Source organism: Phyllobacterium sp. SYP-B3895, from assembly GCF_009647635.1.
GTDB lineage: Bacteria > Pseudomonadota > Alphaproteobacteria > Rhizobiales > Rhizobiaceae > Phyllobacterium > Phyllobacterium pellucidum.
The window spans coordinates 906,977-921,514 of record NZ_WJIG01000001.1 but is presented as its reverse complement, the minus strand read 5'-3'; the positions used below and the strand labels follow the sequence as shown (position 1 = coordinate 921,514).

General features: G+C 60.4%; 15 protein-coding genes. 7 read left to right on the top strand and 8 right to left on the bottom strand.

Going from position 1 to position 14,538, the window contains the following annotated elements; translation table 11 throughout:
* Nucleotides 1-13: 13 nt before the first annotated feature.
* From GF108_RS04415 to hemC, 3 genes are all read right to left on the bottom strand, one after another.
* Nucleotides 14-1,297 carry a COG4223 family protein gene (locus GF108_RS04415; RefSeq protein ID WP_153666997.1) on the bottom strand — a complete coding sequence of 428 codons (1,284 nt, stop codon included), beginning with the start codon at nucleotides 1,295-1,297 and terminating at the stop codon, nucleotides 14-16.
* A gap of 100 nt (nucleotides 1,298-1,397) precedes the next feature.
* The gene (locus GF108_RS04410; protein ID WP_370462099.1) at nucleotides 1,398-2,021 is read right to left on the bottom strand and encodes a uroporphyrinogen-III synthase; all 624 of its coding nucleotides are present in this window, start codon (nucleotides 2,019-2,021) and stop codon (nucleotides 1,398-1,400) included.
* An 86-nt stretch (nucleotides 2,022-2,107) separates the two neighbouring features.
* On the bottom strand, nucleotides 2,108-3,037 hold the full coding sequence (gene hemC / locus GF108_RS04405) for a hydroxymethylbilane synthase (RefSeq protein WP_153666995.1): 930 nt from the start codon (nucleotides 3,035-3,037) through the stop codon (nucleotides 2,108-2,110).
* Between the two features lie 94 nt (nucleotides 3,038-3,131).
* Between hemC and tsaD the strand changes: the two genes are divergently transcribed.
* Genes tsaD through GF108_RS04380 form a run of 5 tightly spaced genes read left to right on the top strand, consistent with a single transcriptional unit; the run spans nucleotide 3,132 to nucleotide 6,632 of the window.
* Nucleotides 3,132-4,211: a tRNA (adenosine(37)-N6)-threonylcarbamoyltransferase complex transferase subunit TsaD gene (gene tsaD / locus GF108_RS04400; protein WP_153666994.1), complete on the top strand. Its 1,080-nt coding sequence runs from the start codon at nucleotides 3,132-3,134 to the stop codon at nucleotides 4,209-4,211.
* Complete coding sequence (locus GF108_RS04395) at nucleotides 4,208-5,194, top strand: NAD(P)H-dependent glycerol-3-phosphate dehydrogenase (RefSeq protein WP_153666993.1); 987 nt, start codon at nucleotides 4,208-4,210, stop codon at nucleotides 5,192-5,194. The genes tsaD and GF108_RS04395 overlap by 4 nt, the downstream gene beginning before the upstream one ends.
* Before the next feature lie 32 nt (nucleotides 5,195-5,226).
* Nucleotides 5,227-5,517 carry a YciI-like protein gene (locus GF108_RS04390; protein WP_153666992.1) on the top strand — a complete coding sequence of 97 codons (291 nt, stop codon included), beginning with the start codon at nucleotides 5,227-5,229 and terminating at the stop codon, nucleotides 5,515-5,517.
* A gap of 12 nt (nucleotides 5,518-5,529) precedes the next feature.
* Complete coding sequence (locus tag GF108_RS04385; RefSeq protein ID WP_091947655.1) at nucleotides 5,530-5,958, top strand: EVE domain-containing protein; 429 nt, start codon at nucleotides 5,530-5,532, stop codon at nucleotides 5,956-5,958.
* Complete coding sequence (locus tag GF108_RS04380; RefSeq protein ID WP_246663868.1) at nucleotides 5,955-6,632, top strand: methyltransferase; 678 nt, start codon at nucleotides 5,955-5,957, stop codon at nucleotides 6,630-6,632. Before GF108_RS04385 ends, GF108_RS04380 begins: the two co-directional genes overlap by 4 nt.
* A gap of 3 nt (nucleotides 6,633-6,635) precedes the next feature.
* Here the strand turns inward: GF108_RS04380 and GF108_RS04375 are convergent, their stop codons facing one another.
* Nucleotides 6,636-7,169, bottom strand: coding sequence for a L,D-transpeptidase (locus GF108_RS04375; protein ID WP_153666990.1), 534 nt, complete (start codon nucleotides 7,167-7,169; stop codon nucleotides 6,636-6,638).
* Between the two features lie 129 nt (nucleotides 7,170-7,298).
* Between GF108_RS04375 and GF108_RS04370 the strand changes: the two genes are divergently transcribed.
* Together GF108_RS04370 and GF108_RS04365 are read left to right on the top strand one after the other, a co-directional pair.
* Nucleotides 7,299-7,982, top strand: a complete 684-nt coding sequence (locus GF108_RS04370; RefSeq protein WP_027231022.1) for a response regulator transcription factor — start codon at nucleotides 7,299-7,301, stop codon at nucleotides 7,980-7,982.
* 38 nt (nucleotides 7,983-8,020) lie between these two features.
* The gene (locus GF108_RS04365; protein ID WP_027231021.1) at nucleotides 8,021-8,479 is read left to right on the top strand and encodes a cyclic nucleotide-binding domain-containing protein; all 459 of its coding nucleotides are present in this window, start codon (nucleotides 8,021-8,023) and stop codon (nucleotides 8,477-8,479) included.
* A gap of 10 nt (nucleotides 8,480-8,489) precedes the next feature.
* Here the strand turns inward: GF108_RS04365 and GF108_RS04360 are convergent, their stop codons facing one another.
* The 4 genes from GF108_RS04360 to GF108_RS04345 form a co-directional block, all read right to left on the bottom strand.
* Nucleotides 8,490-9,296 carry an exodeoxyribonuclease III gene (locus GF108_RS04360; protein WP_153666989.1) on the bottom strand — a complete coding sequence of 269 codons (807 nt, stop codon included), beginning with the start codon at nucleotides 9,294-9,296 and terminating at the stop codon, nucleotides 8,490-8,492.
* 86 nt (nucleotides 9,297-9,382) lie between these two features.
* Nucleotides 9,383-9,985, bottom strand: a complete 603-nt coding sequence (locus GF108_RS04355) for an outer membrane lipoprotein carrier protein LolA (protein WP_246663867.1) — start codon at nucleotides 9,983-9,985, stop codon at nucleotides 9,383-9,385.
* A 277-nt stretch (nucleotides 9,986-10,262) separates the two neighbouring features.
* A complete protein-coding gene (locus tag GF108_RS04350; RefSeq protein WP_153666987.1) occupies nucleotides 10,263-12,887 on the bottom strand; it encodes a DNA translocase FtsK in 2,625 nt (874 codons plus the stop codon).
* Between the two features lie 225 nt (nucleotides 12,888-13,112).
* Entirely contained in the window at nucleotides 13,113-14,525 is a 1,413-nt protein-coding gene (locus GF108_RS04345) for an ammonium transporter (RefSeq protein ID WP_153666986.1), read from the bottom strand.
* Nucleotides 14,526-14,538 lie beyond the last annotated feature (13 nt).

The following is a 14,538-nucleotide window of genomic DNA, read 5'->3' as shown; positions in this document are numbered from 1 at the left end:
TCGTCGTGAACTCCTAGTTTGAAGCCGCGGGGGCCTTTGCCCCGGCAAGCGCATCGGACAGAGCCTTCGCAAGCGCCTCGTCGGCCTTTTGCCGGGCCTTCATGGCCTCCGCGAAATCGGCCGAAACTGACTTGGCGCTATCCGGCAGTTTTTCCCATTCCGCTATGGCCCCGCCAAGATTGGCAGTGCCAAGGTTGGCTTCGATGCGCGCCGTGATCGCATCAACGCTGTCGCCGGCAACCATGCCAACCGGCCGCGCTTCGACCAGACCTCCGGCGCTCGCCCAGAGTCTGTCGAGAATGCTGGCATTCGGATCGACGGTCCGGGTGGTCGCCACGATCTTTGCCGCCACGTCGCCGAACTCCGTCGCAAGCGTTCCGACCGTCGGTATCCCCTTGGCAGCAAAAGCGCGCAGGCTCTCGATATTTTCTGTGGCCGGTGCCACGGCCGCATAGGTATCAAGCTCGGCGGTAAAGGGCGCGCCGCGATCGAGCGCGGCTTTCAGTCCGGTGGCGGCCATCGCCAACGCCATATTGGCCTGGCCTGACGTATCATTGACCTTGGCTTCGAGCGCCGCCAACCTGTCGGTTGCAGCTGATGCCTGCTCGACCTGCTGCTGGCTCGCGTTGAGCTTGGTCTCAAGCGCCGCGATGCGCGCGTCAATGGCACTCGTATCGGCCGAACCGGCGGCACTCACGCTTTTCTTGACCTCATCAACACTCTGCTTGATCAGGCTCATCTCATGGGCAAGCGCCGAAACCTGTTCCACGGCATTCTTGGAATTTTCCACCGCACCATTGAGCGCCAGTTCAGCACCATCGCCGAGGTCGGGTGATGGCGGCGTTCTTTGCAAGGCCGCTATCTGTTGTTCTAGATTTGAAAGGTCGGCTTTCGGCGACGGCATCAGTCCCGCCCACTGCAAGGAGGAAACTCCTACCAGGGCCACCAAACCGCCAATGACGCCCGCAGCAATCCGGCCGAACTGATCACCGGAATTTGGCACCGGCGCGGACGATGTTTCAGAAGCGGGTCTCGCAGCGCTGGCGCGACCAAACGATTGCTCTGGCTGCGCTGAACTTCCCGTCGAGGTTAGCTCGGGCTTCTCGCCCGCCTCTTCAGCCGCCTCCAGGATCGGGGCGGTTTGCGGTCCAATAGCTGCTGGATCGAAACCCACGGGCTCCGCGGCAGGTGTTTCCTTGGCCTTTGCTTCGGGTTTGCTGACGGCCGACGGCTCCAAATCGATCGTCACCGGCTTGCGGGCGGATTTCGAATGACGTGGAACGGACGATTTTGCCATGAGCTGTCTCTTTCGTGATCAAAAGCGGGTGAACGCCACGCTAGCAAGGAAGTTCCTGCTGCGAAACGGCCAATATTGGCGAATTGAAGGTGTCTCCCGCTTAAGCTTCGCGCATGAGTTGCAACAAAGCGCCTTCTTCCGGCTTCGATGCGGCGTAAACCCGCCCCTGCTTCCAATCCGTCAGCACGTCGGCAATTCGTTGCGATAGGCAGAATATTGCTGTGTTATCAAAGTTTTGAACCAGCTCTGGCCGACTTGCCAAAGCTGCAAATAGTTCGGCGCCCCAACGCGAATAGATCAGACAGGAATCGATACGCTTCTGGGAAAAAAAATCGTGCAAAAATTCAGTTTTATAACTGACTGAAACCGTATCGTAGGTGAGACTGCAGCGGAAATGGATTGCGGACTTGCGAAGGCTCTGTTCGAAATCCGGCGAGCGGACCTTACCGGTCAGGTAGAGGAGGCATCCGCCGGATGGCAGTTCCTCGATCACGATTTGAGCGAGCGTTGCTCCGTCCCCGTCGCCTGTCGTCACCGTTTCAAAACCCCGCGCTCGCGCGGCGGCGGCTGTCGCTTCGCCGACAACGAAACACGGCACTTTGAGGAGCGGGCGCAGCAGTTCGTCGGAAGCTTCACGCAATGCGCTGGCGCTCGTCACGGCGACGGCGCAAAACTTCACCTTTGGCCTCGACGCGTCGAGAGGAACAATTTTTGTGAGCGGCAATACGAGCGGCAGGAACCCGCTGCACAGCAGGCGCTCGGAGGTTCTGGTCGCTCCGGGCTGGGGCCGCGTGACCAGAACCGTCTTCATCAAAGCCAATCCGTGAAGAAGTGCGCGCCAGCCCGCGCACGCACGCGCTGGGCCGCCTCTCGGCCAATCTCGGCGGCATCAGCCAGTGCACCCTCGCCCGACACCTCGTGTGCCTCACTGCCGTTCGGCAAAAGGATCATGCCGTGGAAGGAGAGCCTGTCGTCAGAAACCGTGGCGAGGCCGGCGATCGGCGTGCGGCAGGAACCGTCAAGCGCTCCAAGGAACGCCCGCTCGCAGGCAAGCGCTGTCGATGTCGGGAGGTGATTCAACGGCGCGAGCAGGCTGTCCACGCGTTCGTCGCCGATGCGGCTTTCCACCGTGATCGCGCCCTGGCCGGGCGCTGGCGGAAAGGCTCTCACATCCATAAGTTCGGTCACGACTTCGCCCAATCCGAGCCGCCGCAAGCCTGCATAGGCAAGGAATGTCGCATCCACCTCGCCGTCCGCAAGCTTGCGCAAGCGGGTTTCCACATTGCCGCGGAAATTGATGACCTTAAGGTCCGGACGCACGCGCCGGATGAGGGCCTGGCGGCGCAGCGATGCTGAGCCGACGACCGCGCCCTGCGGCAATTCGAGGAGGGTCTTCACCGAACGCCCGATCAACGCGTCGCGTGGATCTTCTCGCTCGAGGAAAATCGACAGATGCAGCCCTTCCGGCAGGAAGGTCGGCATGTCTTTCGAAGAGTGGACAGCAAGATCGATCCGGCCGTCGGCAAGCTGCTCTTCGATCTCAAGCGTAAAGAGACCTTTGCCGCCGACTTCGGCCAGCGGACGATCCTGTATCCGGTCGCCGGACGTCGAAATAACGACGATTTCGATGTCCTCTTCGCGCATTCCGTGGTGCTGCATCAGCCTGCTGCGCGTCTCACGGGCTTGTGCGAGCGCGAGCGCGCTCCCACGTGTACCGATCTTGAGCGTTTTTGTTTGCATTGGCTGCTGTCCGTGTTACGCGATCTCGAATAGAACGTCTGCCTAGCGAAGTTTTATTCGACCGGCAATGCGGCGAAGGATATCAGGTTTATCTATGCGTGTTCTGGGAATTGAGACAAGTTGTGACGAAACGGCCGCCGCCATCGTCGAGCGCGACGCGGACGGCCGCGGCCGCATCCTGTCGAATGTCGTTCTCAGCCAGATTGACGACCACGCACCCTATGGCGGCGTTGTGCCCGAGATCGCTGCGCGCGCCCATGTCGAAGTCCTCGACCGTTTAATCGGCCAGGCGCTGCATGAGGCGCAGATGTCGCTCGATGATATCGATGCCGTCGCCGCAACCGCGGGCCCCGGCCTGATCGGTGGACTGATCGTTGGATTGATGACCGGCAAGGCCATCGCCATGGCCGGCCGCAAGCCGTTTTACGCGATCAACCATCTGGAAGGTCATGCGCTAACCCCCCGGCTCACTGACCAGATCGACTTTCCCTACCTGCTGCTGCTCGTCTCCGGCGGACATACGCAAATGGTGCTGGTGAAGGGTCTCGGCGACTATGAGCGGCTCGGCACGACCATCGATGACGCGCTTGGCGAAGCCTTCGACAAGACGGCCAAACTCCTCGGGCTTGCCTACCCAGGCGGACCGGAGGTGGAAAAAGCGGCCCGTCTTGGCGATCCGGCGCGCTTCCTCCTGCCGCGCCCGCTCAAAGGCGAGGAACGGTTGGATTTCTCTTTTTCGGGGCTCAAGACCGCTGTACGCCAACTCGCCACATCGCTGCAGCCGTTGTCACAGGCGGACGTCAACGACATTTGCGCCGCCTTTCAGAGTGCAGTCGCGGACACGCTCGATGATCGCGTTGCGCGCTCGCTTGCCCTGTTCCGCCATCGCTTTCCGGATGTTGCCGCGCCCGCGCTGGTCGTTGCCGGCGGAGTCGCCGCCAACAAGATTATCCGCGATGGCCTGCAGCGACTTTGCGCCGAGCATGGCTTTCGCTTTATCGCGCCGCCCATGGCGCTTTGCACCGACAACGCCGCAATGATCGCCTGGGCCGGAGCCGAGCGGGCGAAACAGAATGCCGCCGACCCTCTCGACATCGCACCGCGGTCGCGTTGGCCGCTCGATCTGCGATCTGCGCCGTTGATCGGTGCGGGGCGCCGAGGCGCCAAGGCATGACTTCGGGCGTGAATATCGCGGTCTTGGGTGGCGGGGCCTGGGGGACGGCCCTTGCCACGATGGCAGCCGGCAATGGCATGAATGTCCGGCTCTATGCTCGCGATGCGGCGACGGTCGACGCGATCAATATCGACCATCGCAACGATCGCTACCTTCCTGGGATCAACCTGCATCCGGCACTGAGAGCGAGCACTGATGCCGCTTCGGTTCTGGCAAACAGCGACTTCATTCTTTGTGTGGTTCCGGCACAAGCGCTGTCCGCCGTCATTGGTGAATTCAACGGCAGCATTCCGTCCGGCGTGCCGTTTGTGATCTGCGCCAAGGGCATCGAGCGGACGAGCGGCCTCCTGATGTCGGAAGTCGTTGCAAGAGCTTTGCCCGGCCAGACGATCGCCGCGCTGTCCGGCCCAAGCTTTGCCAGCGATGTCGCGAAGGGGTTGCCGACGGCGGTGACCGTCGCCGGAGCCGACCAGGCCATCGCAGATCGTATTGCCTCGACGCTCTCTGGCCCGACTTTCCGCTGCTATTCGACGGATGACCTGATAGGGGTGGAGATCGGCGGCGCGCTCAAGAATGTCCTCGCCATTGCTGCAGGTGCGGCGGTGGGGCGCGGCTATGGGGCGAGCGCGCAGGCAGCTCTCGTGACCCGTGGATTCGTCGAACTGCGCCGGATCGGCCAGGCACTCGGCGCCAGGCCGGAGACGATCATGGGTTTGTCCGGTCTCGGCGATCTCATGCTGACCTGCTCGACCCCGCAATCGCGCAACTATTCCTACGGGCTTGCGCTCGGACGTGGAGAAGACTTGTCGGCGAGACCGCTGGCTGAAGGCGTCGCCACAGCCGCCATCGCAGCCGAACTTGCAATGAAACACGGTATCGAAGCGCCGATCATCGCCGCCGTGGCGCGGATACTCGATCGTCACATCACCATATACGAAGCCATGGAAGCCTTGCTTTCCCGGCCGTTGAAGACCGAAGACTAGGCTGCTGGCCTGATGAGAATTGGGAGACATGAATGCTTTACGCACTGCTTTGCAACGACAAACCCGATCACCTGCAGGTGCGGCTCGATACGCGCGCCGCGCACCTCGACTATCTGGCGGGCCTTGGCGACCGGCTGAAATTTGCCGGTCCCTTCCTCGGCGATGACGCCAAGCCGAATGGCAGCCTCGTTGTGATTGAGGCCGGCGATCTTGCCGCCGCAAAGGATATTGCGGCCAACGATCCTTACGCCAAGGCGGGCCTTTTCGCCTCGGTCGACATTCGCCCATGGAACTGGGCCATCAAAAATCCGGTAAACGGTTAAGCGAGGTCCAATATGGCATTCTGGCTGTTCAAATCCGAACCTGACGCATGGTCCTGGGAAAAGCAGAAGGCTGCCGGCGCCAAGGGTACCGAATGGACGGGCGTGCGCAACTATCAGGCCCGTAATAACATGCGGGCGATGCAGATCGGCGACAAGGGTTTCTTCTACCACTCGAACGAAGGCCTCGATATTGTCGGCATCGTCGAAGTCTGCGCGCTAGCCCATCATGATTCGAGTACGGACGACCCACGTTGGGAATGCGTCGATATCCGCGCCGTCAAGGACGTGCCGAATCCGGTTTCGCTCAAGGACGTCAAGGCGAGCCCGAAGCTCGCCAAGATGGCGTTGGTCACCTCGATGCGGCTATCGGTTCAGCCGGTCATGCCCGACGAATGGGTCGAAGTCTGCCGCATGGGCGGCCTGACGCCCGCACCGGAATGACCGCTGCGGAGGCGCCCGTTCTCGACCCCGGAAGCGATCGATTCCGCCAATTTGTGTTGAACAATACAGTGCTGCAATCGCCGCCGCATGTTCCTGAGATCAAGCTTCATCTCGCCGATGAGGCACATGATCTCTGGCACCGGACCGAAGAGGAACTCGCGACGCTCGGCCTTCCCCCGCCCTTCTGGGCTTTTGCATGGGCCGGCGGCCAGGGAGTGGCGCGCTATGTGCTGGACCATCCGGCGAGCGTAAGGGACAAGAACGTCCTCGATTTCGCTTCGGGTTCCGGGCTTGTCGGCATTGCGGCGGCGCTGGCCGGCGCTCGGCACGTGGTTGCCTGCGACATTGATCCGTTCGCGTTGCCGGCTATCGCAATCAATGCGACTGCCAACGGCGTTTCCCTGGAAGCTCGGGGAGACGACCTGATCGGCAGCGACGGCGGCTGGGACGTTGTCCTCGCCGGTGATGTCTTTTACGACAAGGCGTTTGCGGATCAATTGATCCCCTGGTTTACCAGCCTCGCTACGCGCGGTGCCGAAGTCATCGTCGGCGATCCCGGCCGTTCCTATTTCCCGAAGAACCTGCTGCATGAGCTCGCGGTTTATACCGTGCCGGTGACACGCGTCCTTGAAGATGCAGAGGTCAAGCGCACCACCGTGTGGCGCTTTGCGTAGCCTTTACCGCCGTACGCGAATAACCGTCTGATCCGACAGGTGCGGCAAGAGCCTGTCCATGTCGCCGCGACTCAAAGCGATACAACCTTGCGTCGGCGTATAGTCCGGCCGCGCCAGGTGAAAGAAAATGGCGCTGCCCTTGCCCCGCAGCCGCGGCCGGATATTCCAGTCCATGACGATACACACATCATAGAGGTCGTCCTCGCGCCACAGGGTCTCGTGACTTGCGCCATAGGGAATACGCACATGCCGGTTGTAGTTGCGGTCGTTGCCGACTTCGCACCACCCGTCATTTCGGCGCAGGGCTCGCAGCTTAAGGCCAAGACCTCCTTGAACGCGCTTGTCCGGGCGCTTGTAGCCATGGAGCAATCGCATCTGCGCCAAGGGCGTCCCGCCATCGCCTTCCCGCTTGAAAGCCGTGATTCCGCCGCGTCCGAGAGCACAGCGCAGCACCATTCCGCCGGCGATGAGTTGCCCCTGTGTGGCATGACCGGGGCGGGGGCGTACATCGATGACCAGCAACCGCTTTCGACTCATGATTGCCTCATAAAAAGCCTTTTTGTGTCAGACTGATGCGCCTCACAGGCAATATCAAGTCGATCCCCTTTCTTTCCTCCGTAATTCGACTTAAATTCCAATCACTTCTTTGCACTTGCGGGAGATCTGATGACAGCGCGTACTATTCTGATCGTTGATGATGATGCGGATCTGAGAGCCATTCTGGTCGAGCAACTCGGGCTCTACGAGGAGTTCCAGATCATCGAGGAAGACAACGCGACCAAGGGCGTACAGGCTGCACGGAACGGCGTCGTCGATTTGCTGATCATGGATGTAGGTCTGCCCGACATGGACGGACGCGAAGCGATCAAGCTTCTGCGCAAGGGCGGCTTCAAGGCGCCGGTGATAATGTTGACCGGGCACGACACTGATTCCGACACAATTCTCGGGCTCGAATCGGGCGCCAACGACTATGTAACCAAGCCGTTTCGATTCGCCGTGCTCCTGGCCCGCATCCGGGCCCAGTTGCGCCAGCATGAGCAGAGCGAGGACGCTACGTTTGTCGTCGGGCCATATACGTTCAAGCCCGGGCAGAAGATGCTCATCGATGCCAAGGGCGGCAAGATCCGGCTGACGGAAAAGGAGGTCGCGATCATCAAATACCTCTACCGCGCCGGCGGGAAGGTCATTACACGCGATGTGCTTCTCGAAGAAGTTTGGGGCTACAATTCCGGCGTTACCACCCATACGCTTGAAACGCATGTCTACAGATTGCGCCAGAAAATCGAGCACGATCCTTCGAATTCAACCATACTCGTCACGGAAAGCGGGGGATACAAGCTCATTCCTTGATGCCGGTGGGGCCAATCTAGGTATATGTCTGTTCATGCATGGCAATTGAAGATGATATCCGCATACTGGAGACGGTGGGGCTGTTCGAGACGTTTACGCGCGACCAGTTGCGACTGCTTGCCTTCGGCACGGAACGTCTTGTCCTCAGAGAGGGACGCGAACTCTACCGCGAAGGTCAGTCTGCCGATTGCGCATATGTCATCGACCGCGGCGAAATCTCGCTTTTTCGCGAGGGAACGACCGGACGCGTCATCCTGAAAACGGTCGGACCTGGGGCCGTGCTTGGCGAAATGGCGATCATTGCTCAGACGAAACGGCTGACAAGCGCCATGGCCGAAGCGGAGACAGAAGTTATCCGCCTCAACCGGTCCCTGTTCCGGCGCATTCTCGAGGAATATCCGGAGATCGCCGCCGCGTTGCACGACAAGATCGCGTCAGATATCAGCGAGTTGATCGACGCGATTACACAATACGAGCACCTGTTCCAGGAGCGCTAAAGTATCCGTATTAATCCAGGTTGAAGCGGGCGATGACCGGGACGTGGTCGGACGGCCGGTCCCATCCGCGCGCCTCGCGCAGGACCGTGATATCCGTCAGGTCATTTTCGAGGTCGGGTGATCCCCAGATATGGTCGAGACGCCGGCCGCGATCCGCCGCTTCCCAGTCCATCGCACGATAGCTCCACCACGTGTAGATTTTCTCGTGTGGGGGAATGTGATGGCGCATGAGGTCGCTCCAGCCGCCATTCTTGCGCAAGGCTTCCAAGCCTTCGGTTTCAATGGGCGTGTGGCTGACTATCTTCAACAATTGCTTGTGCGACCAGACGTCGGTCTCCAGCGGCGCTATGTTGAGATCGCCGACCAGCAGGGAGGCATGGCCGTCGCCATAGACGGCGTTCATCGCCTTCATCTCGTCGAGAAAGCCGAGCTTGTGCTTGAACTTCGGGTTGATCGCGGGGTCCGGCTCATCGCCGCCCGCAGGCACGTAGAAATTATGAATACGCAGGCGCTTGGTTCCTGCGCTGACGACTGTGCTCAGATGCCGGCAGTCGGCGATATCGCAAAAGCCAACCCGTGCCGACTCCGTCAGCGGCCGGCGCGACAGTGTCGCAACACCGTGATAACCCTTCTGGCCGCTGATCTCGATATGGCCATAACCTGCCGCGTGCAGCGCCTCGCGTGGAAACAGATCGTCGGGACACTTCGTCTCCTGCAGGCACAGAACGTCCGGCTGATAGTCGCGCAGAAACTGCAGGACGAGCGGCAGGCGCAGACGAACGGAATTGATGTTCCAGGTGGCAACGGAAAAGGGCATGAACACTCGCGGAAAGGCATGGGAGGCGCAGCAAAGGTGCTGCGCGGTCATGCCAAAAGATCAATCGGAGTTCAAGCCGCCGGTGATTACTTCTTCATCGCAATGCGCGTGTAGTCGATCTTGAACATGTCGTCAGCGAAACGCACGCCTGTGCGCACATTGGTGATCATAACCGTGGTATCGAGGCCCTGCGCATCGGTTATGGTCCACTGACGCAGATCCGAGGTCTTCGGATCGAACATCATGGTAATCGTGGAATTGCCGAAGATCGACTTGTCGCCAAGGACAATCGTCGTCATGTCGGGCTCTTCCTTGACCGACTTTACCTTACCGCCGGAGAGGTCGATCGAATCGCTGAGAAGCAGCTTCAGCGGCGTCTTCGACAGCGGGTAAAGATCCCAGGTGTCGAGCTTGCGGTTGTTGATCACCACCGACTGTCCATCGGAAATGACGCGGATGGGCGAGGGCTTGTTGTAGTTGAAGCGAATCTTGCCCGGACGCTCGATATAGAAGGTGCCTTCCGTCTGGTCGCCGCGCGGGCCGAACTGGACGAAACTGCCGGTCAGGGTCTTAACGCCCGAGAACTTGTTGGCGATTTCTTGGGCAGCGCTGACGCCGCCGGGCGCAGCTTGGGCCAGCGCCGGCGTCGCAACCGCCACCAATCCGGTAACACATGCGGTACCGACCATCGAGGCGACCGCCGACGCTCTCATAAGCGAGCCAATTGCGCGAAACGGTGCGGTCGTCATCATGGTCATATCTCCTGTCATCGTCGAACGGTATTTAGAAACCCAGTTTGGCTTCACTGTGGCTAAGAAACGGCACAAAACCGTTTCCGTTCCTCAATGTGAGCCAGGCAAGGACGTTACGTAACCGCCCTGCCCCCTTACAGATAGGAACTCGCTGGGCAGCATTCCATAACGCCGCAAATTCTTGGTGTTACGGCACGCGCCTGGAATCACGATCCTAGAACTCGTCATCCTGTGTCGGCACGAGAATTTCGCGCTTTCCAGCATGATTCGCCGGGCCGACCAGACCCTCCTGCTCCATGCGCTCGATAATGGACGCGGCACGATTGTAGCCAATGCCGAGCCTGCGCTGAATATAGCTCGTTGACGCCTTCTTGTCGCGCAGGACGACGGCGACCGCCTGATCGTAGGGATCGTCCGAATCTTCGAGATTGCTCGTTCCGGCCGGACCAGCACCTTCGTCCTCGTCATCCTCTTCGGTAATCGAATCGAGATATTCCGGCACGCCCTGCAGCTTCAGATGCTGGACGATCTTCTCCACTTCATCGTCGCCGACAAACGGGCCGTGCACGCGCTGGATGCGGCCGCCGCCGGCCATGTAGAGCATGTCGCCCATGCCGAGCAGCTGCTCGCCGCCCTGCTCGCCAAGGATCGTGCGGCTGTCGATCTTCGACGTGACCTGGAAGGAGATGCGTGTCGGGAAGTTTGCCTTGATCGTGCCGGTGATGACGTCGACAGAAGGGCGCTGCGTTGCCATGATCACATGGATGCCCGCGGCGCGCGCCATCTGCGCCAGGCGCTGGACCGCTCCCTCGATATCCTTGCCCGCGACCATCATCAGATCGGCCATTTCATCGATGATGACGACGATATAGGGCATTGGCTTCAGGTCGAGCTCCTCCGTCTCGTAGACGGCCTCGCCCGTCGCCCGATCGAAGCCGGTCTGGACCGTCCGGGCGATGCGCTCGCCCTTCTTCTGTGCCTGTTCGACGCGCTGGTTGAAGCCGTCGATGTTGCGCACGCCCACCTTCGACATCTTGCGGTAGCGGTCTTCCATCTCCTTGACCGTCCACTTCAACGCGACGACCGCTTTCTTCGGATCGGTGACAACGGGCGTCAAAAGGTGCGGGATGCCATCATAAATCGACAGCTCCAGCATCTTCGGGTCGATCATGATGAGACGGCACTGCTCGGGCGTCATGCGATAGAGCAGCGACAGGATCATGGTATTGATGGCGACGGATTTGCCTGAGCCCGTCGTGCCGGCGACGAGAAGGTGCGGCATCTTCGCAAGGTCGGCAATGACTGCCTCGCCATTGATGGTCTTGCCGAGGGCAAGCGCGAGCTTGGTCTTCGTCTGTTCAAAATCCCGGCTCGCCAGCAATTCCCTGAGATAGACCATCTCGCGCGTCTGGTTGGGCAATTCAATGCCGATGGCATTGCGGCCAGGAACGACCGCGACGCGCGCGGCGATGGCGCTCATCGAGCGGGCAATATCGTCGGCAAGCGTGATGACCCGCGACGACTTGATGCCGGGTGCGGGCTCAAGCTCATAGAGCGTGACGACCGGGCCGGGGCGAACGTGGATAATCTCGCCGCGCACGCCGAAATCCTCCAGCACGCCCTCGAGCAGCCGTGCATTCTGCTCAAGTGCTTCCTTCGAGAGGCTCGGATTGCGGACGACATTTTTCGGCTCGCTGAGGAAATGCAGCGACGGCATTTCGAAGTCATCCGACTTGATCAGCGAGGCCTGCGCTTCGCGTTGAACACGCGCTCCAGCCTTCGGTGCAGGTGCCGGCGTATCGATTCGCGCCGTCACAGGCCGTGCCGGAGCGGAACGTGCCGGGGCGGCCTGCGGCGCCCAGTCGTCATCGTCTTCGTCGTCATCACTGAATGCTACTGGATCAAATCGCGCCGAGCGTGCGTCGAAATCGTCGTTTCCGATGTCGATCGAAGGAGCCTCTATGCGCGGCGCCGCATCGCCAAAGCCGGGCTCACGGCGGACGCCGTTCCCACCGGCTTTTTGCTTACCGCCTCCAACGTCGTCGAGGAAGTCATCAGCTCGCTGGCGTCCGCGCAGATTGCCTGCGCCGCTATGGCCGGTCAGGCGTCGGAACAGCGCTTTTGCGCTCAGGAACCAGTGGGTCAAGGCGCCGAGGGCAAGCAGACCACCGCCTTCGCGATCGTCTTCATCGTCGTCCTCGTCATCATAATCGTCTTCATCGGCGACGTGGCGCGTCGATTTCTTGGCGACCGGAGGCTCGCTGTCGCGATAGATAATTCCACTGGCAAAAGCGAACACCCAGAGGCTGGGCAATATGAGCACGGCAACGACGATCATTGCCAACCCGCCCCGGGGAAACGTGCCGATAAAAATTGCCGGTATCTTCAGGACCATATCCCCGAAGACACCGCCGAGTCCTATCGGCATGGGCCAGCTTGAGGGTATGGCGAAGCAACCGGCCATCGCCGCAGCCATCAGCGAAGCGCAGAACCAGGCGACGGCGCGCTTCGGCATACGGTCGATGCTGCGGCCGGTAACGAGAAAACCGCCCCAGAAGAGCGCAGGCATCAACGCCACCACCATGGAAAGGCCGAAGAACTGCATACCGAGATCGGCGAACACGGCGCCCGGATAGCCCAGCGCATTGTGGACCGGATTGGACGTCGCGTGACTGAAACTCGGATCGAGGACATTCCATGTCGCGAGGCTTCCGACGGCGAAGGCCACGAAGCCAAACAGCGCCAGCCCCCAAAGCAGGAGAATCTGCCGCCGGAATATGGTGGTCAACCCGTGCCGTTCGCCATCGATGGCATAAGAGGCTGAATATCCTTGACGCATGAATGCTTGCCCCGCGTGAATGCATGCCCAGCGGCTGAGCCCCAGCCGCAGATTTGATTCTCACGTTAAGATGCCGATGGTTAAGGGGGCATTAACCATGGGAAGCAGTGGGCCAAATTTGCTTCTACAGGCATTGTGACAAGTTTGACCCAAAACAAAATGGGCCCGGAATTTCCGGGCCCATCACACTCATTTGTCAGTACGGCAATGTGCCGCTTCTGCCGATTACATATGGTAGGCGGCTTCACCGTGCGAGGTAAGGTCGAGACCTTCGCGCTCGGACTCAGGCGATGCACGCAGACCGATGACCAGGTCGACGATCTTGTACAGGATCGCACTGCCGATGCCCGACCACAGCAGCGTCACGAGAACGCCCTTGAACTGTGCCCAGAGTTGGGTTGCGGTGCCTGCATAGGAAGCGGCAAAGTCGGCGGTCGAGTAGTCGACAATACCAGCGCCACCAAGGGCCGGGTTGACAAGGATACCGGTTCCAAGCGCGCCGATGATGCCGCCGACGCAGTGGATGCCGAAGACGTCGAGGCTGTCATCATAGTCGAACTTGTTCTTCACCACGGCTACGAAGAAGTAGCAGACCAACGTGACGAAAGCGCCGAGGACGATCGCACCCATCGGGCCGACAAAGCCAGCGGCGGGCGTTACCGCAACGAGACCGGCAACTGCACCCGAAGCTGCACCGAGCATCGAGGCCTTGCCGCGCAGCCAACCTTCAAGGATGATCCACATGACCGCAGCTGCGGCCGTGGCGACGAAGGTGTTGATCATGGCAAGTCCGGCATAGGCATTGGCTTCCAGATTGGAGCCGGCATTGAAACCGAACCAGCCCACCCACAGCAGCGAGGCGCCGATCATGGTCATCGTCATCGAGTGCGGTGCCATGATGTCCTTCTTGTAGCCGGCACGCTTGCCGATCATCAGGGCGCCCACAAGACCGGCGATGCCGGCATTGATGTGAACGACGGTACCACCGGCGAAATCGATAGCGCCAAAGCCGAAGATCAGGCCGGACGGATCGGAATAGGCGCTCGGGCCACCCCAGAACCAGACCATGTGCGCGATCGGGAAGTAAACGAACGTTACCCAAAGGATGACGAAGAGGATCACGGCCGAGAACTTGACGCGTTCAGCAAAGGCGCCGACGATCAGCGCCGGCGTGATGCAGGCAAAGGTCATCTGGAAGCAGACATAGACCAGCTCGGGAATGGCAACACCTTTCGAGAAGGTTTCCGACATCGTGGTGACGTTAACGCCGGAAAGAAATGCCTTGGAAAGGCCGCCGACAAAGGCGTTACCGGGGGTGAAGGCAAGGCTGTAACCGTAGAACACCCAGATCAGCATGACGACCGCTGTGATCGTGAATACCTGCATGAGTACCGAAAGCATGTTCTTGGCGCGGACGAGACCACCGTAGAACAGGGCAAGGCCGGGAATGGTCATGAGCAGCACAAGGACGGTCGAGATCATCATCCAGGTGGTGTCGCCCTTGTCGACCGTCATGGCGGGCGCTGCAGCGGGAGCGGCTTCCTGGGCGAAGGCGGCGATCGCGCCGAACGCTGAAAGCGCCAGCGACCCCAGAAGGGTAGTGCGCGCCGCAGATTTCAAACTTGGCAGAATTGTCATTATTTTCTCCTTG